Below are 23,972 nucleotides of genomic sequence, written 5' to 3'. Positions count from 1 at the left end.
GCTCGGTGTCAGGCGGGCCCGGCCACGCCGGACGGCCCGGCGGGGCACCGATCGCAGGAGGCCTCGGTGCCCAACGCCGGGCCGCGGCGCCCGCGTTCGTACGCGTCCGGCCGGAGGTCCGCTACGTGCGCGCGATGTGGCCGGCGATCTCGGTGATCACGTGATCCGCCAGGGAGTCCGGAAGATGGTGGCCCATGCCCGGGACGACGACCAGCCTCGCACCCGCGACGGCCATGGCGGTGGCCTGGCCGCCCGTCGGATGGACCATGAGGTCACGGTCGCCGTGGATGACGAGGGCCGGGGCGCTGACACCGCCCAGCTGCGCCGTACGGTCTCCCGACGCCTGGATCGCCTGGATCTGGCGAGCGATGCCGGCAGCCCCGTCACCGGCTGTCCGATCCCAGGTGCTGACCGCGTGGGCGGCCTCGGCAACCTCGTCCGCCGGATAGCGCGCCCCGGCCAGGTGGGCGGTGAGCCGCAGGTGCGCCCGGACCGCCTGTGCCCGGGTGCGGGGCGGCGGGCTCGCCAGAAGCAGCTTGGTGGAAGCGGCCGGCCGGCCGACCTTGGGATCGCCGGTCGTCGAGTAGATCGAGACCAGTGACCTCGTGCTGTCGGGGAATCGCGCGGCGATCGACTGCGCGATCATGCCGCCCATCGACCTCCCCACCAGGTGGGCCGGCCCGACGCCCAGGTGCTCCAGCAGCAACGCACCGTCCGTGGCGAGGTCGGCCAGCGTGTACGCGTCGTCGCGGGGCCGTACGAGCAGCTGACGGAGGACGCTCGGCGGCGGGTCCGGGACGAACGTCGACCGGCCGCAGTCCCGGTTGTCCATGCGGATGACGAGGTGTCCGTGCGAGGCGAGGGTGCTCACGAATCGCGGCGACCACGCGGTGAGGTCCTCGCCGAGACCGCCGAGCAGCAGGACCGGCGGCGCACCGGCCTCGCCGTCGAGGCGGTAGCAGACCCGGGTGCCGTTCGGCAGCCGGATGAAACGATCGTGTGAAGGGGTGGTGGCTCTGCTCGTCGTGGACATCGACCCACCCCTCTACGCGCCGACGTGCGGGGCGGTCCGTGCCGGCTCCCGGAACGTCTGGTCGGCGCGAGAGCTGAACCGCAGGCTCTCGTCGAACAGCGGTCCCCGCAGCAGCCTGGCGTCCTCCGGGTAGGACAGCGCCATCTTCCAGGGCTGCTTCGTCCCCTGTCGCGGGGTGATGCCGCTGGAGCGCTGCGCGTATCCGGCGCTGATGTCCATGACGGGCCGCGTCTCCATGCCGGGCTCGGCCACGGCGACCGCGGTGTCGTGGCCGAACGCGTCCATGTGCTGGACCAGACTGCAGAAGTAGCGGCAGACGAGGCTGATCTTCAAGGTCCATGACGAGGTCGTGTATCCGACGGCCATGGCCCAGTTGGGAATCCCCGACATCAGCGTTCCGCGATAGGCGATCGCCTGCGAGGTGTCGATGGGTTCGCCGTCCTTGAAGAGGCTGATTCCTCCCAGCACGCGCATGTTCAGGCCGGTCGCGGTGACGATGACATCGGCCTCCAGCTCGCGGCCGGATTCCAGCAGGATTCCGTTCCCGGTGAAACGGACGATCTTGTCCGTGGCCACATCGGCATGGCCGTCCCTGATCGCCTTGAAGAAGTCCCCGTCCGGCGCCAGACACAGACGCTGGTCCCACGGCTTGTACGGAGGGTTGAAATGCGTGTCGACGTCGAAGCCCTCCGGGAGCGCCTTCTTGTTGACGTAGCGGATCAACGCCCGTCCCGCACGGGGGTACTTGCGGAGGCCGACCACGATCCCGCGGTCCATCCAGATGTTCTTGAAGCGGGTCAGGGCGTACCCCCGCTGTTCGCCGAAGAACCGGGTCAGCAGCAGCGCCAGGGAGTCCACCCGCGGAGCCGGCAGCACATAGGTGGGCGTGCGCTGCAGCATCGTCACGTGCGCGGCCGCGCCCGGGCCCGTCGCCATCGACGGGACGATCGTGATCGCCGTGGCTCCGCTGCCGATCACCACGACCTTCTTGCCCGCGTAGTCGTAGCCCTCGGGCCAGTGCTGCGGATGCAGGATGTCGCCGGTGAAGTCCTCACGGCCCTCGAAGTGGGGCGTGTACCCCTCGTCGTAGCGGTAGTAGCCGGTGCCGGCGAAGACCCAGTTCGTCTTGATCTCCTTGCGCGTCGGCTCCTCGCCCGCCGCGCCGTCGACCTCCACGGCCAGGGTCCACGCCGCATCCGCGGTGGACCAATGGGCGGAGACGACGCGGTGCCGGAGCCGGATCAGCCGGTCGAGCCGGTTCTCCTCGACGGTCTCGTGCAGGTAGTCCCGGATGAGGGGGGCGTCGGCGATGGCGGCCCTGTCCTTCCACGCCTTGAACTCGTATCCGAAGGTGTGCAGATCCGAGTCCGACCGGATGCCGGGATAACGGAACAGGTCCCACGTGCCCCCGATGTCGTCCCTGCCTTCGAGGACGAGCACCCTCTTGTGAGGGAAGGCCTCGGTCACATAGCGGGCGGCGCCGATGCCGGAGATTCCGGCACCGATGATCACGATGTCGAATTCCTCGGTCGTGCTCTTCGATTTCCTCATCAGATTTCACCCCTTGTTCGGCTCGCTTTCGCGATGTGGCCAACCTTGCCCGCGAGGATTCGGTGGCCACTACGCCGTCGTGCGCCAGCTTGCGGCCGCTGATGGTGCATCTTGCACACGTACCGCACGCCGGACCTCGTCGACGGCCCGCTCGGCCGCGCTCACCGCACCGTCGATGTAGCCCTGATTGAGGACAGCCGTCTCCGTACCGGCCCAATGGATCCGCCCGACCGGCCGCCGATCGGCGTCGGTGTACTGGGTGATCACGCCGGGAGGGCGGGAGCTCACGCATCCGCTGATCCAGGGCTCGTGCGTCCAGTCCTGTTCGAGGTACGCGGTGGGGCGGGCGGCCTCGGGGCCGAACAGGGTGGTCAGGTCGGCCAGGAACGCCGCCCGGCGGGCCTCCGGGTCGTCCAGGACCTCGTCCGTCCAGCGAAGGCCATAACCGGAGCCGGCCGTGCCGACGAAGGTGAGCAGGATGCCGACGCTGCCGTCGGGCGGCGAGTTGTCGACGACGTAGCTCGCGACCGGAAGATCGGTGACCGCCTGGCCGCTGAAGCCCCGCTCCCGCCAGAACGGCCTGTCGTAGACCGCGAATATCTTGCTCTCGGTCCCGTTGCACCACCGCCGCTGGAGCATGGCCCGGCGCGTGGGCAGATCGGGCGTGAAGCGGATGCGGTTGGCGTCGGACGGAGCCATGGCGACAATGACCCGGTCGGCTCGTACGTCGATCCGCTCGGACCTCACCAGGACGCCCTGGTCGCCCTGGTGGATCTCGGAGACCGGGGAGTCCAGGACGACCCGCCCTCCGAGCTGCTCGGCCATCCGGAGGGAGATCAGCTGGGTGCCGCCCACGACCCGGGATTCCTGGGCTCCGCCGGTGATGTTGACCAGATGGTCGATCCCGCCGCAGCCCGCGATGCGGGAGAGCTGGACAAGCAGCGACGTGCTGTGGAGGTCCTCCCCGTCGGTCACGGAGAACGCGAGGGTGAACAGCGAGCGGACCTCTTCGGTGAACGTGTTGGCGTCGAGCCAGTGGCCGAACGTGGTGTTGTCCCACTTGCGCGCGTTCTTGGCGGTCCACGGTGCATCCAGCGGTACCGACTTCGCCATGCGCTCGAGGCGCAGCTGCGCCTGGGCGTAGTCGGCGAGGACGACGGGGCTGAGGGGAGGGACCGTCCCGTTGTAGAGCTTGGTCTTCCCGTTGCGGAGATAGATCGACTTCCCTTCGACGTAGGTCTTGAAGATCTCGATGCCGAGCTCGTCCAGCAGGGCCAGGATGCGGTCCTGCCCCGGACCGACCCACTGCCCGCCGCCCTCGGTGATCACGCCGTCGCCGACGTCGAGGTTGACGGTGCGCCCGCCGACCCGGTCGTTCGCTTCGATGACGATCACTGAACGACCGGCCTGTGTCAGCCGACGGGCCGCGGTGAGACCCGAGACGCCGGCGCCGATGACGACGACGTCCGCGCTCTGCGGTGTGAGCGAGTAGTTCATGGTGTTTCCTCCCGAGGCTTTCGGTGATGCACTGTGCAGCCTGCTGCCCTTGGCGGCCGCCTCTCTACGCCGAACTGCTCCGGCTTGGAGGCGCGGGGTGTGCAGGCTGCACAGTGAGCCTGGGGAGAGGGGGATCTAGCCCTCGAGGGACGTCATCACGTGCTTGATGCGGGTGTAGTCCTCGAAGCCGTACGCCGAGAGGTCCTTGCCGTAGCCGGACTTCTTGTAGCCGCCGTGCGGCATCTCCGCCACCAGCGGGATGTGGGTGTTGATCCACACGCAGCCGAAGTCCAGCGCGCGCGACATCCGCATCGCGCGGGCGTGGTCCTTCGTCCAGACCGAGGAGGCGAGGGCGAACTCGACGCCGTTGGCCTTGCGGACGGCGTCGGCCTCGTCGGAGAAGGACTGGACGGTGATGACCGGGCCGAAGACCTCGTTCTGGACGATCTCGTCGTCCTGCTTGAGGCCGGAGACGACGGTCGGGGCGTAGAAGTAGCCCTTGTCGCCCACCTGGTGGCCGCCGGCCTCGACCTTGGCGTGGGCCGGGAGGCGGTCGATGAAGCCGGAGACCTGCTTCAGCTGGTTGGCGTTGTTCAGCGGGCCGTACACCACGTCCTCGTCGTCCGGCAGGCCGGTCCTGGTCGCGGCGGCGGCCCTGGCCAGGGCGGCGACGAACTCGTCGTGGATGGACTCGTGGACGAGGACGCGGGTGGCGGCGGTGCAGTCCTGGCCGGCGTTGGAGTAGCCGGCGAGGGCGATGTCCTCGACGGCCTTGGCGATGTCGGTGTCCTCGAAGACGACGGCCGGGGCCTTGCCGCCCAGCTCCAGGTGGACGCGCTTGACGTCCTTCGCCGCGGAGGCCGCGACCTGTATCCCGGCGCGGACCGAACCGGTGACGGAGGCCATCGCCGGAACGGCGTGCTCGACCATCATGCGGCCGGTCTCGCGGTCGCCGCAGATGACGTTGAGGACGCCCGGCGGGAGGATCTCGCCGATGATCCCGGCGAGCAGCACGGTGGAGTCCGGGGTGGTGTCGGACGGCTTGAGGACGACGGTGTTGCCCGCCGCGATGGCCGGGGCGAACTTCCACACGGCCATCATCATCGGGTAGTTCCACGGCGCGACCTGGGCGCAGACACCCACGGGCTCGCGGCGGACGATGGAGGTCATGCCCTCCATGTACTCGCCGGCCGAACGGCCCTCGAGCATCCGGGCGGCACCCGCGAAGAAGCGGATCTGGTCCACCATCGCGGGGATCTCGTCCGACGCGGCGAGGGCGAGCGGCTTTCCGGTGTTCCTGGACTCGACGGCCACGAGCTCCTCGGCATGCGCCTCGATCGCGTCGGCGATCTTCAGCAGGGCGAGCTGGCGCTGCGAGGGGGTGGCGTCACGCCATGTCTCGAACGCGGCAGCGGCGGCGGCCATGGCCGCGTCGACGTCGGTCTGGGCCGAGAGCGGCGCGGTGGCGTAGACCTCGCCCGTCGTCGGGTCGATGACGTCGACGGTGCGGCCGTCCACCGCATCGGTGAATGTGCCGTTGACGTAGTTGCGCAGGGTCTTGAGCTTGCTCACGGAATCGACTCCTTACAGTCGCGGCCGCGGTCGCCGCGTTCGACGACCGCGAATCGGGGGATCGTTGACCGGCACGAGGCATGGCGGGACCGGGCGGCGGCCGCCGGAGCGACTGCCGCCTCCCGATGAGGTCGTGTCAGGTTGTGGGTGAGAGGGGCCGGTGGACGCGAAACCGGTCCGGCTGCAGAGGAGGTGCCCCTGGTCTCAGGAGCCGTCGTGGACGCGCTGGGACGTTTCCCGAGGAATGGGCGGGGCAATGGACCACAGCACCTCGGCCTCCTCCGCGGCCGGGTTGTCCCAGGCATGCGCCGAGCGGGCGGAGAAGGTGTGGGAGTCCCCGGCCTCCAGCACGATCTCCTGGCCGTCGACGGCCAGGTGCAGGCTGCCGCGGACGACGACCACGAAGACGGTCTCCGAGTCCAGGGTGTAGGCGCCACCCGAACCGCCGCCCGGTTCGAGGACGGTGCGCATCACCTGGACGTGCCGCTCGGTCGCGGGCGTGAGGAGGTACTCGCGGATCCTCTCGCCGCCCATCTCCAGCGGAGCCCCCACGCCGCTGCGGACCACGGCCTCTTCCGGGTAGTCGAACAGCGAGCCGACCGAGATGTCGAGGGCTTCACAGACGCGCAGCAGGGTGGGCACCGAAATGGTGGTGCGGCCGCGCTCCACGAGGCTGAGGAAGCCTTTGGTGACCTCGGCGGAGCCCGCCACCGCCTGCAGCGTGAGGCCCCGTTGCTGCCGGAAGGCGCGCAGCTTGGGTCCGAGCCGGGACATGCGCGGGTCCGCGCCGTCCTGGTCGGGTTCCTGGGGCTGCGGGGTGGAGGGCATGACGCTGCCTCGCTTCCTGCTGACGGCCGGTGCCGGGCGCGATGGGGCGGTGGGTGCGCCGGTGGGGTCTTCCCACGAGCGAGTTTAGCGGTGTAAAACCAATCTAGGAAGTTTAGTGGTGCTAAACCACCGCCGGCTCCGGCCTGGCCCCCCGTCCCCCGCTCCCCGCCGTCCTCGCAACGGCCGAATCCTTGGAGTACGCCATGAGCACGCCCCTCAGCTCCGGACGCACCGTCCGCGCCGCGGTCTTCACCCGCCCGGGAGCACCCATCGAGATCACTGACGTCCAACTGGCCGCCCCTGGCCCCGGAGAGGTCGAAGTGGCCGTCACCGCCGCCGGTGTCTGCCACTCCGACCTGCACGTCCTCAAGGGCGAATGGGAGGTTCCGGCGCCCGTCGTACTCGGCCACGAGGGCTCCGGCGTCGTCACCGCCCTGGGCGAGGGCGTGACCGGCCTGGAGATCGGCGACCACGTCGTGCTCTCGTGGGTCCCCAGCTGCGGAGCATGCCGCCAGTGCCGCCTCGGCCGCCCGTGGCAGTGCGAACCCGTCGCCTCCGTCATCGCCTCCGACGGCGTCCTGTTCGACGGCACCAGCCGCTGGAGCCGCGACGGCGGGACCGTCCACCACTACCTGGGCGTCTCGTCCTTCGCCGAGCGGGTCGTGGTCCCGGCTTCCGGCGCCGTACGGATCCGGCCGGACGCGCCACTGGACGTCGTCGCCCTGGTCGGCTGCGCGGTCGCCACCGGCGTCGGCGCCGTCCGTAACACCGCCGCGGTCGAGGAGGGCGCCACCGTCGCCGTGATCGGCTGCGGTGGAGTGGGCCTGTCCTGCGTCCAGGGCGCCCGCCTGGCAGGCGCCTCCCGCATCGTCGCCGTCGACATCGACACCGCGAAGCTGGATGCCGCACGCCATCTGGGCGCCACCGACACCGTCGACTCCTCACAGGTGGATGCCGTCCACGCGCTGAAGGCCGCCGTGCCCGAAGGCCTTGACTACGTCTTCGACGCCATCGGCAAGATCGCCACCACCGAGCAGGCCATCGCCGCGCTCGGCCAGGGCGGGGCCGCCGTCATCGTCGGCCTGCCGCCGACCGGCTCCACTGCCCGGTTCGACCCCCTGGCCCTGGCGGAGGCCAACCAGCGCGTCCTCGGCTCCAACTACGGATCCGTGGACCCCCAACGGGACATCCCCCGCCTGGTCGACCTCTACATGGACGGTCTCCTCGACCTGGACTCCATGATCTCGGCGCGCCGCCCACTCGACGAGGTCCAGGCCGCACTCGACGACCTCGCCGCCGGCCGCGCCCTGCGCACCCTGCTCACCACCACCGCCGGACAGCCCGCTTGACCCCTGTGTCACCGCTACGGCCCTCGCGACGACGTCGGCCGACCAGGCCGACGGGAACGAACACGAAGCAGGACGTGGACGACTGCGGACGGGCGTCACCCGTTCGTACGACGGGGCAGGCGCTCGTCCGACCCCGCCGACAGACTGCAGGCAAGCGCCCGTGCCGTGACGCGGCCACGAAGGGGCAGGGAGCGGCATCCACTCGCAAGGGGCTGAGTCATGTCCGACACGTTCCGTGGTGTGATCGACCTCGACGCGACTCGCTGCCCGAGCGGGCCCTCTACCGGCAGCCGAAGGCGCCGGAGGGGTCCCCCGACGTCGTGTACACCGCCCTGGAGGACGTCGGGTTCGGAGCGATGAGCTGCTACGGCGGGCAGATCGAGACGCCGAACGTCGACCGGATCGCCGCGAACGGCCTCCGTCACTCCGGCGTGGGCAAGGACGGTGGCGACGCCGTCACCGCCGAGGCCATGCTCGCCCGCGAGCAGGCGTAGGCAGGGCCGGCACTTCGGCTGCGACATGGGCGGGTGACGATTTCAGTGCCTGATGACCCCCTCTTCACGCTGGACGTCCACGGCCAGGTCGTGGAGTGGAGCAAAGAAGCGGAGCACCGCTTCCGCCGCCCGGCGGCGGAGGTCCTGGGGCAGGGCGTGTTCGACCTCCTCGGCTCCGAGGGCTCCGGGCGGCCGTGGACGATCACGCCGCTCACGGAACGGAGCCCCGAACGCGGCTGGGCGGTCCGGGCCGAGGACGAAGGAATGCCGGGCCTGAGCGAGGCGATCCTGGACGCCGTTTTCACCCAGGCGGACATCGGCCTGCACATCCTGGACCCGCAGCTGCGGGTCCTGCGGATCAACCCGGTGGCCATCGGCATGCGCGGTGTCCCCCAGGAGAGAGTCATCGGCCTGCCGGCGGTCGAGGCGTACGCGCCGTTGGGGATCCACCTCGACGAGTCCCTGCTGCACGAGGTGCTCGTCACGGGGAGACCGGTCCGCGACATCCTCCTGAGCAGCAGGCCGTTCGCGGACCCCGAACGCGAGCACATCGTCTCGATGTCTGTCCACCGCCTCAGCGACCAGGCGGAACGGGCTCTGGGGCTGGTGGCGACCACGGTCGACGTGACGGACCGGGAGCGCGCACAGGCCCGACTACGCCTCCTGCACAAGGCCCGGGAACGGATCGGGACCAGTCTCGACGTGGAGCGCACGGCCGGCGAACTGGTCGACGTCGCCGTACCGGACTTCGCCGACAGCGCGGTGGTGGCGCTCACCGACGGGGTTCTGCAGGGCAAGGCGCCCGAACTGCTGTCCCGTGGCGGTGAGATCCTGCTGCGCTGCACCGCGGCGGGCAGCTCCCACCACGACTGCCCTGTCCCACCGGCGGGTTCGATCCTGCTGCCCGGACTGTTCGGCGCACAGTTCCCCACCTCCCCCGTCATCCTGGCGCCCTCCGCGCCGAAGCGCCCCGGCCCTGCGGACAGTGTCGCCACCCCGCGACTGGTCGCGCCGCTGTCGGCGCGAGGCCAGATCTTCGGAATGGTCGCCTTCGAGCGGCGGCCCGGCGGCAGCCCCTTCACCGCCGGTGACGTGGACCTGGCGAAGGGCATCACCACGCGCACCGCCGTCCATCTGGAGAACGCTCTGCGCTTCACCCGCGAACACATCGTCATGACGGCTCTGCAGAGCTGGCCCCTCAGGCCGGAGCGGCAGACGCAGCGGGCCGCCGAGATCGCCCAACGGCACCGCGCGGCCGGCAGCGGGGGCGGATCCTGGTTCGACACGCTGCCGCTCCCGGGCGCGCGCGTGGCCCTGGTGGTGGGGCAGGTCGAGCACCCGGGGCTGAGTACCGTCGCCACGATGAGCCGAGTGCGGACCGCCGTGCACAGCCTCACCACCCTGGATCTCGACCCGCACGAACTGCTCGCGCGCTTGCAATCCACGGTTCTGCGACTCGCCCGGGAGCAGGGCGACGTGGAGAGGCTTCACGAGCCGACGGTCCACTGCACGTTCGCGGTCCACGACCCCGTCAGCGGACGATTCGACATCGCCCGGGCAGGCCGCTCACTCTTCGCGATCGTCCGTCCGGACGGCACTGTCGACACCAGCCCCGTGGACGAGGGACCTCTTCTCGGGGAGGAAGGCCCCCCGTTCGCCAGCGCCGGCCATGTCCTGCCGGAGGGGAGCACCATCTGCCTCGCCTCTCCCTCGCTGTCGGAGCAGGAGGGGCCCACCGTCGATCGGCTGGCCGCCGCCCTCGGCCACCCGGCCCGCAGCCCGGAGGACATGGCGGACGACGTGGAGGGGCTGCTCGCGCCCGACCGCGTCCTGCTCGTCGCCCGCACACGGCGGCTGCCCGCACGGGACGTATGGGAGTGCGATGTGGCGACGGAGTCCCAGGCGGTCAGCGACGCCAGAAAGCGGGCGGAGGCATGCCTACGCGCATGGGGGCTGGCGATCGACCCGTTCGCCGCCTCACTCGTCGTGAGCGAACTGGTCACCAACGCCGTCCGCTACGGGGCCGCCCCGATCACCCTGCGCCTCGTCCGGGGAGACTCGACACTGACCTGCGAAGTCGACGACAGCGCACTCACGGCACCACACCTGCGCCACGCCAGGGCGGTGGACGAGGGCGGCCGCGGACTCCACATCTGCGCGACGCTCGCGGAGAGCTGGGGCGTGCGTTACGGGGAGGAACACAAGACGGTCTGGGCCGAACTCCACGAACCGTCCGTCGAAATGACGGCGTCCCCGTCGCCGGACGAGACGGGAGACGTCGGTGGCTGAGCCGTCGATGACGCCGCCGGGGTGCATGAGCCGTCGATGACGCCGCCGGGGCGGGGGCGCGGTCGTACGACCGTCACCGCCCCGGCCGTCACACCCGGTGCCCTGGGTTCGGGCGAGCGCGGACCCGTCCGCGCCGTTGTCCGCCGGCGACGCCCAACTGGCGGCCGCCGCCGGCATGGCGCACGTCGCCGCCGTCGAGGACTGGCCGGCCAACGGCCTCCCGACCGAGTGACCAGCCTCCGGGCACGCACACGTCGCACGCGCACGATGCCGGGCGTGCCGTAGGAGGCGGGGATGCCGACGCGGTGAGCTCGGCATCGCCGGCCGCGGGGGAAGGGGCGGAGGGGTCGGCCGCTGCCGTGCCCGCCACGCCGATCACCAGGGGAACGGCGGCCGGGAACGGACCGCGGAGGCCGGGCCGCGCGGTCGCCGCCCGCTCGACGTCGCACCCGTCCCGTCCGGCAGGTGAGACCACGGGCGCCTTCCTTCGTCCCTTCCTCCAACGCCTCTCTCATTCGCGATGGAGAGTCGTACGGCTTTGTTGCAGATGCGAGCCCCATCGCCCTACCGTGTCGCACATGCAGTCCTACACCATCGGCCAGGCAGCGCGGCTGCTGGGCGTCAGCCCCGACACGGCGCGGCGCTGGGCGGACGCGGGCCGTGTCGCGACCCATCGCGACGAGAGCGGACGGCGTCTGATCGACGGCAAGTCGCTGGCCTCGTTCTCCGTGGCGATCGCCCACGGCGACGGCGACGACGACGCGTCCTACACCTCGGCGCGCAACGCGTTCCCGGGCATCGTCACCGCCATCAAGCTCGGCGACATCGCGGCCCAGGTCGAGATCCAGGCCGGACCGCACCGCCTCGTCTCCCTCCTCACCCGGGAGGCCGTGGAGGAGCTGGGGCTGGAAGTCGGCATGCAGGCCACCGCCCGCGTGAAGTCGACCAGCGTGCACATCGACCGCACCTGATCCCTCTCGCAGTACCGGGTGTCCGCGGCCGTCGGCGCGGCCGGCCCTTCCACCCGCACCTTCCCCTTCGTCCTCAAGGAGTTCAGACCCTCATGTCCCTCACCTTCACCAGACGCCGTGCCGCCGCTGCCGCCCTCACCGCCGCCCTTCTCGTCCCCCTCGCCGCCTGCGGCAACGACGACACCAAGAAGGACGCGGGCGGGTCCACGGCCTCCGGTTCCGCGGGCGCCGCGCCGAAGGCCGATCTGACGGTGCTCGCCGCGGCCTCCCTCACGGACGTGTTCAAGACCGCGGGCGCCGCATACGAGAAGGCGCACCCCGGCACGAAGATCACTTTCTCCTTCGCCGGCTCGCAGGAGCTCGTGGCGCAGGTCTCGCAGGGCTCCCCCGCCGACGCCCTGGTCACCGCCGACACCAAGAGCATGGACAAGGTGAAGGCCGACACCGGCACGCCGACGGTCATCGCGAAGAACCGGCTCGTCATCGCCACCGGAGAAGGCAACCCCCACAAGGTCGACGACCTCAAGGACCTCGCGGACACCAAGCTCAAGGTCGTCCTCGCGGCGCCCGAGGTCCCGGCCGGCAAGTACAGCAAGCAGGTCCTCGACGCCCAGAAGATCACGGTGAAGCCGGTCTCCCAGGAGCCCAACGTGCGCGCCGTGCTCAGCAAGGTCGAGCTCGGCGAGGCGGATGCCGGTCTCGTCTACAAGACCGACGCCGAGAGCGCCGAGGACAAGGTCGACGCCGTCGAGATCCCCGACGGCCAGAACGCCATCGCCAAGTACCCCGCCGCCACCCTCAAGGGCTCCAAGAACGCCGAGGCCGCGGCCGCGTTCGTCGCCTGGCTGAGCTCGCCGGAGGCGCAGAAGATCCTTCAGGACGCCGGCTTCCAGAAGCCGTAACCTCCTCCGCACACGAGGGGCTGCCCGTATCGGGGGGACGGGCAGCCCCTTTCTTCCTCCGTCTCCAGGACATTCGATGAAACGATCAGGCGCCCCTACCTCCGGAGCCCGCCCGCCCCTGACGCTGGCCGTGCCCGCGTTCCTGGCCGTGGCGTTCCTGACGCTCCCTCTGGTCGGCATCCTCGTACGGACGGAGTGGGGCGAGCTCGTCGACCACCTCACCGCCCCGGGGACGGTGGAGGCCCTGAGCCTCTCGATGGTGGTGTCGTTCTGGGCGCTGGGGCTCTCGCTGCTCCTCGGCGTCCCGCTGGCATGGCTGCTGGCCCGCGTGTCCTTCCCCGGCAAGGCGTTCGTCCGGTCGCTCGTCCTCCTTCCGATGGTGCTGCCGCCGACGGTCGGCGGTGTCGCCCTGCTGCTCGCCTTCGGCCGTCGCGGGCTCCTCGGCCCGTGGCTGGAGGACACCTTCGGCATCACCCTCCCGTTCCACACCTCGGGTGCCGTCCTCGCCGCGACCTTCGTCGCCATGCCCTTCCTCGTCATCAGCCTGGAAGGCGCGCTGGGCGGACTCCGCCCGCGCTACGAGGAGACGGCGGCGTCTCTCGGCGCCTCACCGGTCCGGGTCTTCTTCACCGTCACGCTGCCCATGGTCGCGCCCGGTCTGATCGCCGGTGCGGCACTCACCTGGGCGCGGGCGCTCGGCGAGTTCGGCGCCACGATCACCTTCGCCGGCAATCTCCCCGGCACCACCCAGACCCTGCCGCTCCAGGTGTACCTGCTCCTTCAGGACGAGCCGGAGGCGGCCACCTCGGTCTCCCTGCTCCTGCTCGCCATCGCCATGGCCGTCCTCATCGCCCTGCGCGGCCGCTGGACGGGGACACCGTCGGACCGCCGCACCCTCCGGGTGCCCGATGCCCGGGCCGAGGAACCCGCCGCTGCCCCGGAGGACGTCCCCCGCGTGGTCACCGCGGAGGAGGACGGCGGGGAACGCTGGTCCCTGCACTCCGAGGTCACCGGGTTCACCCGGCTCACGCTGGACGCCGAGCCCGGCACCACCATCGCCGTCGTCGGCCCCAACGGCGCCGGAAAGACCACGCTGCTCCGCGCCCTCCTCGGGCTGACCCCCCGGGCCCACGCCACGCTGCGGCTCGGCGGCATCGACGTCACCGACATGCCCCCGCACCGCCGTCGGGTCGCCTGGGTCCCTCAGGACGGTGCGCTCTTCCCCCATATGACGGCCTTGGCCAACACCGCGTACGGGCGACGTGCCCAGGGCGTCTCCCGCGCCGAGGCCCGCCGTGAGGCCCAGCGGTGGCTCGACCGACTGGGCGTCGGCCACCTCGCCCACCGGCGGCCAACCCAGCTGTCGGGCGGCCAGGCCCAACGGGTCGCCCTGGCCAGGGCCCTGGCCGCGCGGCCCCGCCTCCTCGTCCTCGACGAACCGCTCGCCGCGCTCGACCAGACCACACGCGCCCACGTACGGCACACCCTGCGCACCCACCTCGCCGGGTTCGGCGGCGTCTGTCTGATCGTCACCCACGACCCCGTCGAGGCGGTCTCGCTCGCCGACCGCGTCCTCGTCCTGGACGAGGGCCGCGCCCTGCAGGACGCCTCCCCCGCCGAGGTCACCCGCCATCCGCACTCCCCGTGGGTCGCACGCATGCTCGGCCGCAACGCCTGGCCCGGCACCGCCACCACCGACGGCCTCACCCTGCGCGACGGCGGCCTGCTCATCACCGCCGACCCCCTCCCGCCCGGCACCGAGGCCCTCGCGGTCATCCCGCCCGAGGCCGTGGCCGTCCACCGCGAGAAGCCCGGTGGCAGCCCCCGTAACGTCTGGCCCGGCACCGTGCGCGAGATCACCGGCAGCGGCAGCAGACTGCGGGTGCTGGTGACGTCGGACCAGGCACCCGATCTCATCGCCGAGATCACCCCGCAGGCCGCCGCCGAACTCGGGCTCGCCGACGGGGTGTCCGTCTGGACCAGCGTCAAGGCCACCGAGGCGACGGTCGTGACTCTCTGACACGCCCCCGCCGCCGTCCACACGGAGTGGCCGGCCGCGACACGCGTCCGGCCCTCGGCTGAGCCGCGGAGGGTGGTCAGGCGGAGGCGAGGGAGATCTCGGTCGCCTTGATCAACGCGACGACCGAGGTGCCCGCACTCAGGCCGAGGTCCTCGACGGCGTCCTTGGTGATCGCGGCGGTCAGGTCGCCGCCTTCGACGGTGACCCTCACCGAGCCCATGGCGCCGCCGGTCGACACATCGGTGACGGTGCCCGCGAGCTGGTTCCGGATGGAGATGCCGTCGACGGGTCCGGTCGCGAGGGCGACCTCGGTCGACTTCACCAGCGCCTTGACCGCGGAGCCCGCGGCCAGTCCCAGCTCCTTGACGGCGTCGGCGGTGATGGCGGCGGTGATGTCCTGGCCGCCCGCCAGGCGCACCTTCACCGACGCCATGGCCTCACCGGCGGTGACGGCCGTGACGGTGCCGGGGAGCTGGTTACGAATGGACAGGGTCATGGAAACACGCCTCGCAAAGCCGGAAAGCGGAACAGCCGTCACTTCTGTGAGCTGCGTCACGACCGACGCTAGCGGACCTGAAAACGCGTGGGGCAACACGCGTCGCACCCGCCAGTCGAATGGACGCACCGTCCTCGCGTATCCGACTGCGGGCTCGTGCCCGCGCCTACGCGCCGGCCCGCCCGGCCAGGCGCTCCAGGGTGTCCAGCACGGGCTGCGCTCCGTCCTCCTCGGCCAGTTGTCCGGCGAGGAGGCGGGAGCGCATGCGCAGGGCGGGGTCGCGGGTCGCGGTGGTGATCGCGGCCGCGAGGCGCTCCGCCGTCAGGCGCTGGAAGCGCAGCGGTGGCGGGGCGACGCCGAGGCGGGTGAGGCGGGCGGCCCAGAAGTGCTGGTCGAGCTGGACCGGGACCGGGACGGCGGGGACTCCGGCGCGCAGACCGGCCGCGGTCGTACCGGCGCCGGCGTGATGGACGACGGCGGCGGTTCTCGGGAACAGCCAGGCGTGCGGGACCTCCTGGACCGTGAGCAGGTCGTCGCCTTCCGCGTACAGGCCGCTCCAGCCGGCCTGGACGATCCCGCGTACCTTCGCCCGGCGCAGGGCCTCGGCGAGGAGGGCGCTCAGCCGCTCGGCCTCGGCGGTGACGCAGCTGCCGAAGCCGACGAAGACCGGCGGCGGGCCGGCGTCGAGGAAGTCCACCAGCCGCGGGTCGGGCCGCCACCCGGGCGCGGTCCCGGGCCACCAGTAGCCGCAGACCCGGTGGCCGTCCGGCCAGTCGGCGGGACGCGGGACGATCCGGGGGCTGAAGCCGTGCAGGACCGTCCGGTCGCGGGGCAGGGCCAGCGGGCCGCCCCACCGCCGTGGCGGCAGGCCGAGTTCACGCCGGAGACCGCCGACGGCGGGGGCGAAGATCCGGTCGGTCGCGGCCCACAGCGCATGCGTGGCCAGCCGGTTGCCGTACGGTCCGAACGACCGGCGCCCCGTCATCATCGGCGGAAACTCCGCGGTGGCCTGGAGCGGCTGGAGGTGGAGACCGATGCTCGGCAGGCGCAGCGCCTCGCCGAGCACCGAGCACATGGGTTCCGTGACGGTGGAGCTCAGCAGGACGTCGGCCCCCTGGCGTACGGCGTCCGCGACCCCGGCGCTCAGCCGGGGCATGAACGCCGCCGCCATGCGTACGATCCGCGCCATCTCCACCGGGGCGCTCACCGCTCTGGCCAGCCCCTGACCGCTCGCCGACGCCAACTCCTCCCGGGGATCGACCGGCAGCGGCCGGAAGCCGAGCCCGTGGGCGGTCGCCGCCTGCTCGAAGCGCTCATGGGTCGCGAGCACCACGTCGTGGCCCGCCGAGCGCAGCCGCACGCCCAGGCCCGTGTAAGGGGCGACGTCGCCCCAGCTTCCCGCCGTCACGATCAACACGCGCACCGGGGCAGCTTGCCAGACCCGCCGGGGCGTTGTCGGGGACGTGCCGTCACACGTCCTGAATACGCCGGAAGGGCTGCTCCGCCTCCAGTGCGAACGCGATCTCCAGCAGCGTCCGTTCACCACCGGGGCGGCCGGAGAACATGACGCCGATGGGCAGGCCCTCCTCCGTGGCGCTCGCGGCGGGCAGCGAGATCGACGGCGTACCGACGACGTTGTTGACCGGCGTGAAGGCGACGTACGCGAGGATCCGTTCGATCAGCGTGGCGTACGGAACGGTGGGGCTGAGGTGGCCGATGGCCGGTGTGGTGTGGGCCAGCACGGGAGAGAGGACGAGGTCGAGACCGCGGAACGCCCCCGCGTACGCCCGCACTGTCCGCTTCAGCCTCCGCAGCACGCCCGGGGTGCTCTGCCAGCGTTCGAGGTAGGACTCGCGCAGGCCCTGGCTGAGGCCGTCCATGCGGCGCCGGTCGAAGTCCGTGCCGAGGGTCCGGCCGGTGATGCCGAGGAGGAACGACAGCATCCCCCAGTAGGCGAGGAAGTCTTCGGTGAAGCTGGGGTCGAGGGCCAGCTCCACCGGCTCCACGGTGTGGCCGAGTCGTTCGAGGGTGGCCACGGTCTCCGTGACGGCCGTCCGCGTGGCGGTGTCGGCCTGGACACCGTTCGGCGAGTCGATCAGGAACCCGATCCGCAGACGCCGCTCCGAGGGGCCCTCGACCAGGCCCAGGGGAGGCAGCTTCGGGTTGCGCCAGTGGCTCTCCGCGGCGGCGAGGAACGCGGCGGTGTCCCGCACGGAGCGGCTCACGACGCCGTCGGAGACGAGGTCCAGCGGCAGTTGACGGCTCTGGGCATTCGCCACGACCCGGCCGCGGGTCGGCTTGAGTCCGACGAGTCCGCAGCAGGCCGCGGGGATCCGGATCGAGCCGCCGCCGTCGTTGGCATGCGCGATCGGTACGGCCCCGGCGGCGACGAGCGCGGCGCTGCCGCCGGACGAACCGCCCGCCGAGTAGCCCGTGTTCCACGGGTTGCGGACGGGCTCGGCGCCCTCGTACTCCGTGGTCGGGCTGAACCCGAACTCGGGCAGCCGGGTCTTGCCCAGCACCGTGACCCCGCTGCTCAGGAACTGCCGGGTGAACGGCGCATGCCGCCGGGCGGCCCGCGGGACGAAGGCCGCGCTGCCGTGACCGGTGGGCAGTCCCTGGTGGTCGGTGTTGTCCTTGACGAAGGTCGGCACCCCGGCGAAGACACCGCCTGCGCCTGCCGTGGGCACCGGGGGGTCGACGTGCACCTGGACCGCGTTGAGCCGCGCCTCGACCGCCCGCACCCGCTCCGCCGCGTCCCGCGCGACCTCGCCGGCGCCGACCTCGCCCCGTCTGATCGCCGAGGCGAGGCCGACGGCGTCGTGCTCCCCCAGGGCGTCGTCCCGGAAGGCATGCACCGTCGTTCGTTCGTCGAAAGTCGTCACCGCTACCTCAGCCCCGGCCGTGTGAATGGTCGTCCACCATCATTCCTTACCGCCAAGTAACACGCGAGGGGTTCACGACTCGCCACGCCACGACTATCGAACCCCTGGGTACCGCACATGACTTGACGGACAATCAGTAATGACAGGTGCATGACGAATGAGGGTGTGAGGGCATACCTTCGGAGGGCCCCGGGAGGATCGGCGACCGACCACCCCGGTCGACAGGTCACCAGGGCCGCTCTTCCCGCACTCTCGGTTCCGCGACGGTTCCGAGCCCCCACGAGTGAAGGAGCAGCAATGCCGTTACGCACTTGGCTGAAGGCGGGAACCACCGCCGCGGCGGTCATCCTGGCCACGGCGACGGCGGCGACCGCCGCGCCCGTCCCGACACCGTCCACGGCGAGCGCCGCGGCGGTGGTGACACTTCGTTACGACGACAGCCGGGCCGGCGGCTGGGAGGCGGCGATCACCGCCGGAGTCGCCTCGTGGAACGCGAGCGTGGCCAATGTGAAGCTCGTCGAGGCCGCGCCGGGCACGCGCGCCGAGATCGTCATCGTGGCCACCACCGGATGGCCGCAGGCCACGCTCGGTCCCGTCCGCCCGGGCCGGCAGGTCCGTGTCGAGCTCGGGAGCCAGGCGGTGGCCCAGGGGTACGACAAGACCCGCATAGCCGCGCATGAACTCGGCCACAGCCTGGGCCTGCCCGACACCAAGCCCGGCCCGTGCTCGCAGCTGATGTCGGGTTCGAGCGCCGGCACGAGCTGCGTGAACGCGGTCCCGAACGCCACCGAGCGGTCCCGCGTGGAGTCCGCGTACGCCAGCGGCGCCGCCTCCCTCGTCCGCACCGACGGCCGGATCCTGGTTGACGCCCCGTAGCCGGGAGCCCGAACGGCGGGGTGCCCGACCGGGTTCACCGGCCGGGCACTCCGCACTCGCCCCGCTCTCGGCGCGACACCGGACACTCCGCGCGAAGCCGACGCTCTCCACAATGTCATCACAGGACGGGTGCGCGGTGTCCACTTGCTGATGGTCGGGACATGCCAAGCTCTCGCCTGAACCACCCACCGTGATCCGTCTGTCGGGCACCACGTCCGGGCCTGCCGATCGCCGGAACGAGGCGCCGTGCCCGCCGAGCGAGAGGACACCCCCCACACATGTCCGCTCACCACAGGCAGCGCCCTTGGCGGCGTCCCGTCCTGAGCATCGCCGCGATAGCCGCGGTCGCCGTCTCCACCGCGGCCTACGCCTCCGGCGCCCAACCCTCACCGGCCGCCGCCGGCACGTCCGCTCCGGCCACCGCGCCGCTGGACGACACGTACTACGAAGGAGCCCTCGGCAAGACCGGCGCCGAGCTGAAGAGCGCCCTCCACACGATCGTCAGCGAGCAGACCAGGCTCTCGTACGACGAGGTCTGGGACGCGTTGAAGACCACCGACGAGGACCCGCGGAACCCGGACAACGTCGTCCTGCTCTACTCCGGGCGCTCACAGGCCAAGGACACCAACGGCGGCGACGCGAACGACTGGAACCGCGAGCACGTCTGGGCCAAGTCGCACGGCGACTTCGGTACCTCCACGGGCCCGGGCACCGACATCCACCACCTGCGCCCCGAGGACGTCACCGTCAACTCGACCAGGGGGAACCTCGACTTCGACAACGGGGGCGACCCGGTCGACGAGGCCCCCGGCAGCCTCTCCGACGGTGATTCCTTCGAGCCCCGGGACGAGGTCAAGGGCGATGTCGCCCGCATGATCCTCTACATGGCCGTCCGTTACGACGGCGGCGACGGCTTCCCCGACCTCGAACCCAACGACCAGGTCGACAACGGCTCCGCGCCGGCGATGGGCCGCCTCTCGGTCCTCAGGCAGTGGAACGACGAGGACCCGCCGGACGCGTTCGAGAAGTCCCGCAACGACAAGATCTTCGGCATCCAGAAGAACCGGAACCCGTTCGTCGACCACCCCGAATGGGTGGCCGAGATCTGGAAGTAGCGGCTGCTCCCCCGCATGGGGGCCGTGTCCGCGAGCGGGCTCAGGCTCCCATGCCGAGGACGGCGAGGTTCAGCGCGCGCAGGTCCGGGACGGGAGGGAGGTCGTGCGGCTCGTCGCCCCGCCCCTCGTACATGGCCCGGACGGGGCGCAGGCCGTCGACGCCCCCGGTGGCCCAAGGAGCGTCGAGCGGAGGCAGGGACAGCGTCATGCGCCGGCCGTCGGGGAGGCTGGTCTCGAAGGTGGTGGCTTCACTCGACTGCATGGGCGGCTCTCTTCCGTGAGTGGTGCATGCGTCGGCGATGATCGCCCTCGTCCTGTGTGACGCTCCACGACGGCCGTAGGTTCCCGAGGCGCGCGAGGTCGTCACGTCGGGGACGAGCCGCGCCGGCGCGCGTAGAGGCGGCCGATGGGCTCGGCGCTCAGGCCGTGCAGCACGATGCTGACCATGACGGTGACCACCATCACCCGGGAGATGAAGTCACCGCCTCCGGCGGCGGGCAGCTGGATCGCCGCGAGGAGGCCGAAGACCACCGAGGTCACGCCTCTGGGCCCCATCCACCCGAGGAAGAGCCGGTCGGTCGGGGACAGATCCGTACCGATCAGCGCGAGCATCACCGGCACCATGCGGACCAGAGTGACGGCGAGGACGGCGTAGACGATGACGGAGAGGTGGAAGCCGTCCCAGAACTCGTCGTTGACGATCTGGCCGAAGAGGAACCACAGGGCGAGCGTCATCAGGGTGACCAGGTCGTCGGTCATCTCCACCGCGTCCTTCGGCAGGTGCCGCATCGCGGGTGCGATGCAGACCCCGGCGACGAAGGAGGCGACGAAGCCGTTGCCGTCCAGGGCCGAGGAGAGGGTGTACGCGGCGATGGGCACGCTCAGCACCGCGAGCCTCGTCGCGGCGGGCTGCGTCCAGCCTCGGGCCCAGGACCGGCGCAGCAGCCATCCGGCCACGTAGCCGACGAGCGAGCCGGCCGCGATGGCCCAGCCCGCCGATACGACGGCGTCGAGGACGGCCTCGGCGTAGTCGTCGCTCTCCGTATGGGACTCGGCGGCCGCGGCGACGCAGAGCAGGAACACCGGGGAGACGATTCCGTCGTTCAGGCCGCCTTCGACGTTGAGGATCTCCCGCAGGCGTGCCGGGATGCGCTTGTCCCGCACCACGGCCGCGGTGGGCGCCAGGTCGAGCGGGACGACGACCGTCGCCAGCGCCGCGAGCACCCATCCGGGCTGGTCGGGGAAGAAGGCGAGCGCTGTCAGGAAGGCGGCGACCAGGGTGAGCGGCAGCGCGCCGCCCAGGAGCCGGGCGACGACCTTCCTCTCCCGGCGGATGACTCCCGCGGGAACCTCGGTCGCGTCGACGAAGAGCAGGAGAGCGAGGACGACCTCCACCGCCCGCTCGAAGCCCTCCATGTCGCCGAAGTCGAAGACGAGCGGCGGGTCCGAGCCGCTGGTGAGGGCGATGCCCGCCACCATCATGGCGATCGGCGCGGTGATGCTCCATCGCGCGAGCCGGTGCGACAGGACGCACCAGGTGAACAGAATGCCCGCGATGATGGTGACGGCAAGCAAGGGCATCCGCGCTTTCGATGGGGCCTTCGGACAGCCGCAGCGTACGGCGAACGTCCCCCCGGCCGGCGCGAGCACGCCGACGCCGTGACGGTCACACCCCCGAGCGGCCGCTTCGGCGTCCGGCCCGGCCATGCGGCCGGGAGTTCGTTCATGTCGCCGTCGCCTCGGGCCGCGCGAGCCGGATTCGATCTCGCATCGTGTTCGAGTCCGCGACACGGTCGCCGCGAAACCGTCAGGATTCCCTGAGGGGCGCTTGCCCCGGTCCTTCGGTACGTTTCCGGTATGGCGACAGATGTCGATGTCTTTCTTCGTCGTCTGGCTCAGGAGCTCAGGCCACGGGCGCACCAGTCCGCCGACATGCTGCTGCGGCGTATGCGCGGCGAGCTTCCCGAGCTGTGGGAGTACGAGGAGCTCGCCTCCCTGGCCCTGGAGGAGACGGCCGCACACGTCACCGCCTTTCTGGACGTCCTGGAGAACGGCCTCGACGTGACCCTTTCCGAGACTCCCCCCACCGCCGTGGAGGTCGCTCGCGGGTTCGCCCGGAGCGGGGTGCCGGTCAGCATGCTCCTGCGCGCCTACCGGCTCGGCCACGTCGGCTTGTTGCAGCTGGCGCAGGAGACGGCCGCCCGTCTCACCGACGACTGGGAGCTGATCAACGCCGCCTGGATGAGACTGATGTCGATGGGTTTCGAGTACGTCGACCGCGGCTCCGAGCAGGTCGTCGCCGCCTATCAGAAGGAGCGCGACCTGCTGCTCCAGCGGCGGCTCATGCTGACCAACGAGGCGAGCACGCGGATCGGGACGACGCTCGACACCGCCCGTACCTGCCAGGAACTGGCGGACGTCGGTACCGAGGACTTCGCCGACCTCGTCACCGTGGACCTCCTCGACTCCGTCCTTCGCGACGAGACCGCGTATCCGTCACCGGACGCGCCGGTGCTGTGCCGCATCGCCCAGCAGTCGGTCCTCGAAGGCTGCCCGGACTCCGCGGTCGCCACAGGTGCCAGACACACCTACCCGGAGGGATCTCACCCGGCGCGCGCGCTGGCCGACAGGCAGTCCCTCCTGCACCGCATCACGGCCTCGGACGTCCCCGCGTGGCTGGCGCCGTCCGAGGACGAGCGACACGCCCTGCGCGTGCATGGATTCCACTCGGCGCTGCTGGTGCCCCTGCATGCGCGCGGGCACACCCTGGGCCTCGCCGAGTTCTTCCGCCATCGCACCGCGGCCCCCTTCGACGACGACGATCTCCTCCTGGCGCAGGAGATCGCCTCCAGGGCGGCGGTGTACATCGACAACGCCCGCCGGTACACCCACGAGCGTTCGACCGCCCTCACCCTCCAGCGCAGCCTGCTGCCGCAGCGCGCGGTGGAACAGTCGGCCGTGGAGACGGCCTCCCGCTACCTGCCCAGCGGGTCCCGCGCGGGTGTGGGCGGCGACTGGTACGACGTCATTCCGCTGTCCGGCGCCCGCGTCGCCCTCGTCGTGGGCGACGTCGTCGGCCGCGGCCTCCACGCCGCCGCCACCATGGGCCGCCTGCGCACGGCCGTCCGCGCCTTCGCCGACATCGATCTGATGCCCGACGAACTGCTCACGCATCTGGACGACGTGGTCATCCGCCTTCAGCGCGAGGAGGCGCAGGAGGCGGGCGAGACCAGCGCCACCTGCCTGTACGCGGTCTACGACCCCGTGTCCCGGCTGTGCTCCCTGGCCAGCGCCGGGCATGTGCTGCCGGCCGTGGTGACTCCCCCTGCCGCCGGCGCCGACGCGGTCGACTCGCGCGCCGTGGACTTCCCGGACATGCCGATCGGCCCGCCTCTCGGCCTGGGCGGACTCCCCTTCGAGACCACCCAGTTCGAACTGCCGGAGGGCAGTCTTCTGGCTCTGTACACCGACGGCCTCATCGCGAGCCGTACGCGTGACGTGGACACCGCGCGCACGTTGCTGTGCGACATCCTCGCCGAGGCGTCGGCGTCGGCGTCGGCGAAGTCCGCGGTGTCTCCGGAGTCGCCGGAGTCGCCCGACGAGATCTGCGACCGTGTCCTGGCCGCGCTCCTGCCCAGCCACCCTTCCGACGACGTGGCCCTGCTGGTGGCGCGAACGAGGGCGCTCGACCCCGGCCAGGTGGCCACGCTGGACATCCCGTCCGACGCCGCGGCCGTCGCGGAGGCCCGCGGCTTCGCGTCCGAGAAGCTGACCGGGTGGGGGCTGGAGGAGCTGTCCTTCGTCACGGAACTCGTCGTCAGCGAACTGGTGACGAACGCGATCCGTTACGGCAAGGGCCCCATCCAGCTGCGGCTGATCCTCCAGTCCACGCTCACCTGCGAGGTCTCCGACGCCAGCAGCACCGCACCGCACCTGCGCCGTGCCCGGACCTTCGACGAGGGCGGGCGCGGCCTGCTGCTGGTCGCCCAGCTCACGGAGCGCTGGGGCGCGCGGCACAACCGCGAGGGAAAGGTCATCTGGGCGGAACAGGCCCTTCCCGCGAAGGAAAGCGCCGCGAGCCTCGTGTGACGGCC

General features: G+C 71.4%; 20 protein-coding genes. 10 read left to right on the top strand and 10 right to left on the bottom strand.

Translation table 11 applies throughout. The annotated features are described in order from the left end of the window. Positions 1-121 precede the first annotated feature (121 nt). The 5 genes from ACFQ7Q_RS15070 to ACFQ7Q_RS15050 form a co-directional block, all read right to left on the bottom strand. Complete coding sequence (locus ACFQ7Q_RS15070; protein ID WP_383554425.1) at positions 122-1,033, bottom strand: alpha/beta fold hydrolase; 912 nt, start codon at positions 1,031-1,033, stop codon at positions 122-124. A 12-nt stretch (positions 1,034-1,045) separates the two neighbouring features. Further along, positions 1,046-2,584 (bottom strand): flavin-containing monooxygenase, encoded by a 1,539-nt coding sequence (locus ACFQ7Q_RS15065; protein ID WP_383554422.1) that lies wholly within the window; start codon positions 2,582-2,584, stop codon positions 1,046-1,048. A 69-nt stretch (positions 2,585-2,653) separates the two neighbouring features. Beyond that, complete coding sequence (locus tag ACFQ7Q_RS15060; RefSeq protein ID WP_383554420.1) at positions 2,654-4,081, bottom strand: flavin monoamine oxidase family protein; 1,428 nt, start codon at positions 4,079-4,081, stop codon at positions 2,654-2,656. A 135-nt stretch (positions 4,082-4,216) separates the two neighbouring features. Next, entirely contained in the window at positions 4,217-5,653 is a 1,437-nt protein-coding gene (locus ACFQ7Q_RS15055; RefSeq protein WP_383554417.1) for a gamma-aminobutyraldehyde dehydrogenase, read from the bottom strand. A 204-nt stretch (positions 5,654-5,857) separates the two neighbouring features. After that, positions 5,858-6,481: a helix-turn-helix domain-containing protein gene (locus ACFQ7Q_RS15050; RefSeq protein WP_383554414.1), complete on the bottom strand. Its 624-nt coding sequence runs from the start codon at positions 6,479-6,481 to the stop codon at positions 5,858-5,860. A 203-nt stretch (positions 6,482-6,684) separates the two neighbouring features. On the opposite strand from ACFQ7Q_RS15050, the gene ACFQ7Q_RS15045 reads away from it, so the two are divergent. The 7 genes from ACFQ7Q_RS15045 to ACFQ7Q_RS15015 all read left to right on the top strand — a co-directional run bounded on the left by ACFQ7Q_RS15045 (position 6,685) and on the right by ACFQ7Q_RS15015 (position 14,506). Continuing rightward, on the top strand, positions 6,685-7,830 hold the full coding sequence (locus ACFQ7Q_RS15045) for a zinc-binding dehydrogenase (RefSeq protein ID WP_383554412.1): 1,146 nt from the start codon (positions 6,685-6,687) through the stop codon (positions 7,828-7,830). Positions 7,831-8,150: 320 nt separating this feature from the next. Beyond that, positions 8,151-8,324, top strand: coding sequence for a hypothetical protein (locus tag ACFQ7Q_RS15040; protein ID WP_383554408.1), 174 nt, complete (start codon positions 8,151-8,153; stop codon positions 8,322-8,324). A 45-nt stretch (positions 8,325-8,369) separates the two neighbouring features. Then, positions 8,370-10,613 carry a SpoIIE family protein phosphatase gene (locus ACFQ7Q_RS15035; RefSeq protein ID WP_383554404.1) on the top strand — a complete coding sequence of 748 codons (2,244 nt, stop codon included), beginning with the start codon at positions 8,370-8,372 and terminating at the stop codon, positions 10,611-10,613. A 97-nt stretch (positions 10,614-10,710) separates the two neighbouring features. After that, positions 10,711-10,845 (top strand): hypothetical protein, encoded by a 135-nt coding sequence (locus tag ACFQ7Q_RS15030; RefSeq protein WP_383554401.1) that lies wholly within the window; start codon positions 10,711-10,713, stop codon positions 10,843-10,845. 346 nt (positions 10,846-11,191) lie between these two features. Next, entirely contained in the window at positions 11,192-11,584 is a 393-nt protein-coding gene (locus tag ACFQ7Q_RS15025) for a molybdopterin-binding protein (RefSeq protein WP_383554398.1), read from the top strand. 92 nt (positions 11,585-11,676) lie between these two features. Beyond that, positions 11,677-12,486 (top strand): molybdate ABC transporter substrate-binding protein, encoded by an 810-nt coding sequence (gene modA / locus ACFQ7Q_RS15020; RefSeq protein WP_383554396.1) that lies wholly within the window; start codon positions 11,677-11,679, stop codon positions 12,484-12,486. Positions 12,487-12,562: 76 nt separating this feature from the next. After that, entirely contained in the window at positions 12,563-14,506 is a 1,944-nt protein-coding gene (locus ACFQ7Q_RS15015) for an ABC transporter permease (protein WP_383554393.1), read from the top strand. A 76-nt stretch (positions 14,507-14,582) separates the two neighbouring features. Here ACFQ7Q_RS15015 and ACFQ7Q_RS15010 read toward each other — a convergent pair whose 3' ends face one another. The 3 genes from ACFQ7Q_RS15010 to ACFQ7Q_RS15000 all read right to left on the bottom strand — a co-directional run bounded on the left by ACFQ7Q_RS15010 (position 14,583) and on the right by ACFQ7Q_RS15000 (position 17,887). After that, positions 14,583-15,002: a molybdopterin-binding protein gene (locus ACFQ7Q_RS15010; RefSeq protein WP_383554390.1), complete on the bottom strand. Its 420-nt coding sequence runs from the start codon at positions 15,000-15,002 to the stop codon at positions 14,583-14,585. A 166-nt stretch (positions 15,003-15,168) separates the two neighbouring features. Further along, positions 15,169-16,425, bottom strand: a complete 1,257-nt coding sequence (locus ACFQ7Q_RS15005; protein ID WP_383554387.1) for a glycosyltransferase — start codon at positions 16,423-16,425, stop codon at positions 15,169-15,171. 46 nt (positions 16,426-16,471) lie between these two features. Next, positions 16,472-17,887, bottom strand: a complete 1,416-nt coding sequence (locus ACFQ7Q_RS15000) for an amidase (protein WP_383554385.1) — start codon at positions 17,885-17,887, stop codon at positions 16,472-16,474. A 297-nt stretch (positions 17,888-18,184) separates the two neighbouring features. On the opposite strand from ACFQ7Q_RS15000, the gene ACFQ7Q_RS14995 reads away from it, so the two are divergent. Both ACFQ7Q_RS14995 and ACFQ7Q_RS14990 read left to right on the top strand, forming a co-directional pair. Further along, on the top strand, positions 18,185-18,763 hold the full coding sequence (locus tag ACFQ7Q_RS14995; protein WP_383554382.1) for a snapalysin family zinc-dependent metalloprotease: 579 nt from the start codon (positions 18,185-18,187) through the stop codon (positions 18,761-18,763). 278 nt (positions 18,764-19,041) lie between these two features. Further along, the gene (locus ACFQ7Q_RS14990) at positions 19,042-19,878 is read left to right on the top strand and encodes an endonuclease I family protein (RefSeq protein WP_383554379.1); all 837 of its coding nucleotides are present in this window, start codon (positions 19,042-19,044) and stop codon (positions 19,876-19,878) included. 40 nt (positions 19,879-19,918) lie between these two features. On the opposite strand, the gene ACFQ7Q_RS14985 is transcribed toward ACFQ7Q_RS14990, so the two are convergent. Both ACFQ7Q_RS14985 and ACFQ7Q_RS14980 read right to left on the bottom strand, forming a co-directional pair. Then, complete coding sequence (locus ACFQ7Q_RS14985; RefSeq protein ID WP_383554376.1) at positions 19,919-20,140, bottom strand: hypothetical protein; 222 nt, start codon at positions 20,138-20,140, stop codon at positions 19,919-19,921. A 101-nt stretch (positions 20,141-20,241) separates the two neighbouring features. Continuing rightward, on the bottom strand, positions 20,242-21,459 hold the full coding sequence (locus tag ACFQ7Q_RS14980) for a cation:proton antiporter (protein WP_383554373.1): 1,218 nt from the start codon (positions 21,457-21,459) through the stop codon (positions 20,242-20,244). A 276-nt stretch (positions 21,460-21,735) separates the two neighbouring features. Between ACFQ7Q_RS14980 and ACFQ7Q_RS14975 the strand changes: the two genes are divergently transcribed. Further along, positions 21,736-23,967, top strand: coding sequence for a SpoIIE family protein phosphatase (locus tag ACFQ7Q_RS14975; RefSeq protein ID WP_383554370.1), 2,232 nt, complete (start codon positions 21,736-21,738; stop codon positions 23,965-23,967). The last annotated feature ends 5 nt before the right edge of the window (positions 23,968-23,972 follow it).

The organism is Streptomyces sp. NPDC056527, from assembly GCF_042794475.1.
Classification (GTDB): Bacteria; Actinomycetota; Actinomycetes; order Streptomycetales; family Streptomycetaceae; genus Streptomyces.
Note: the sequence above shows the minus strand (reverse complement) of the source record. Positions and strands in the feature narration are given on the sequence as shown.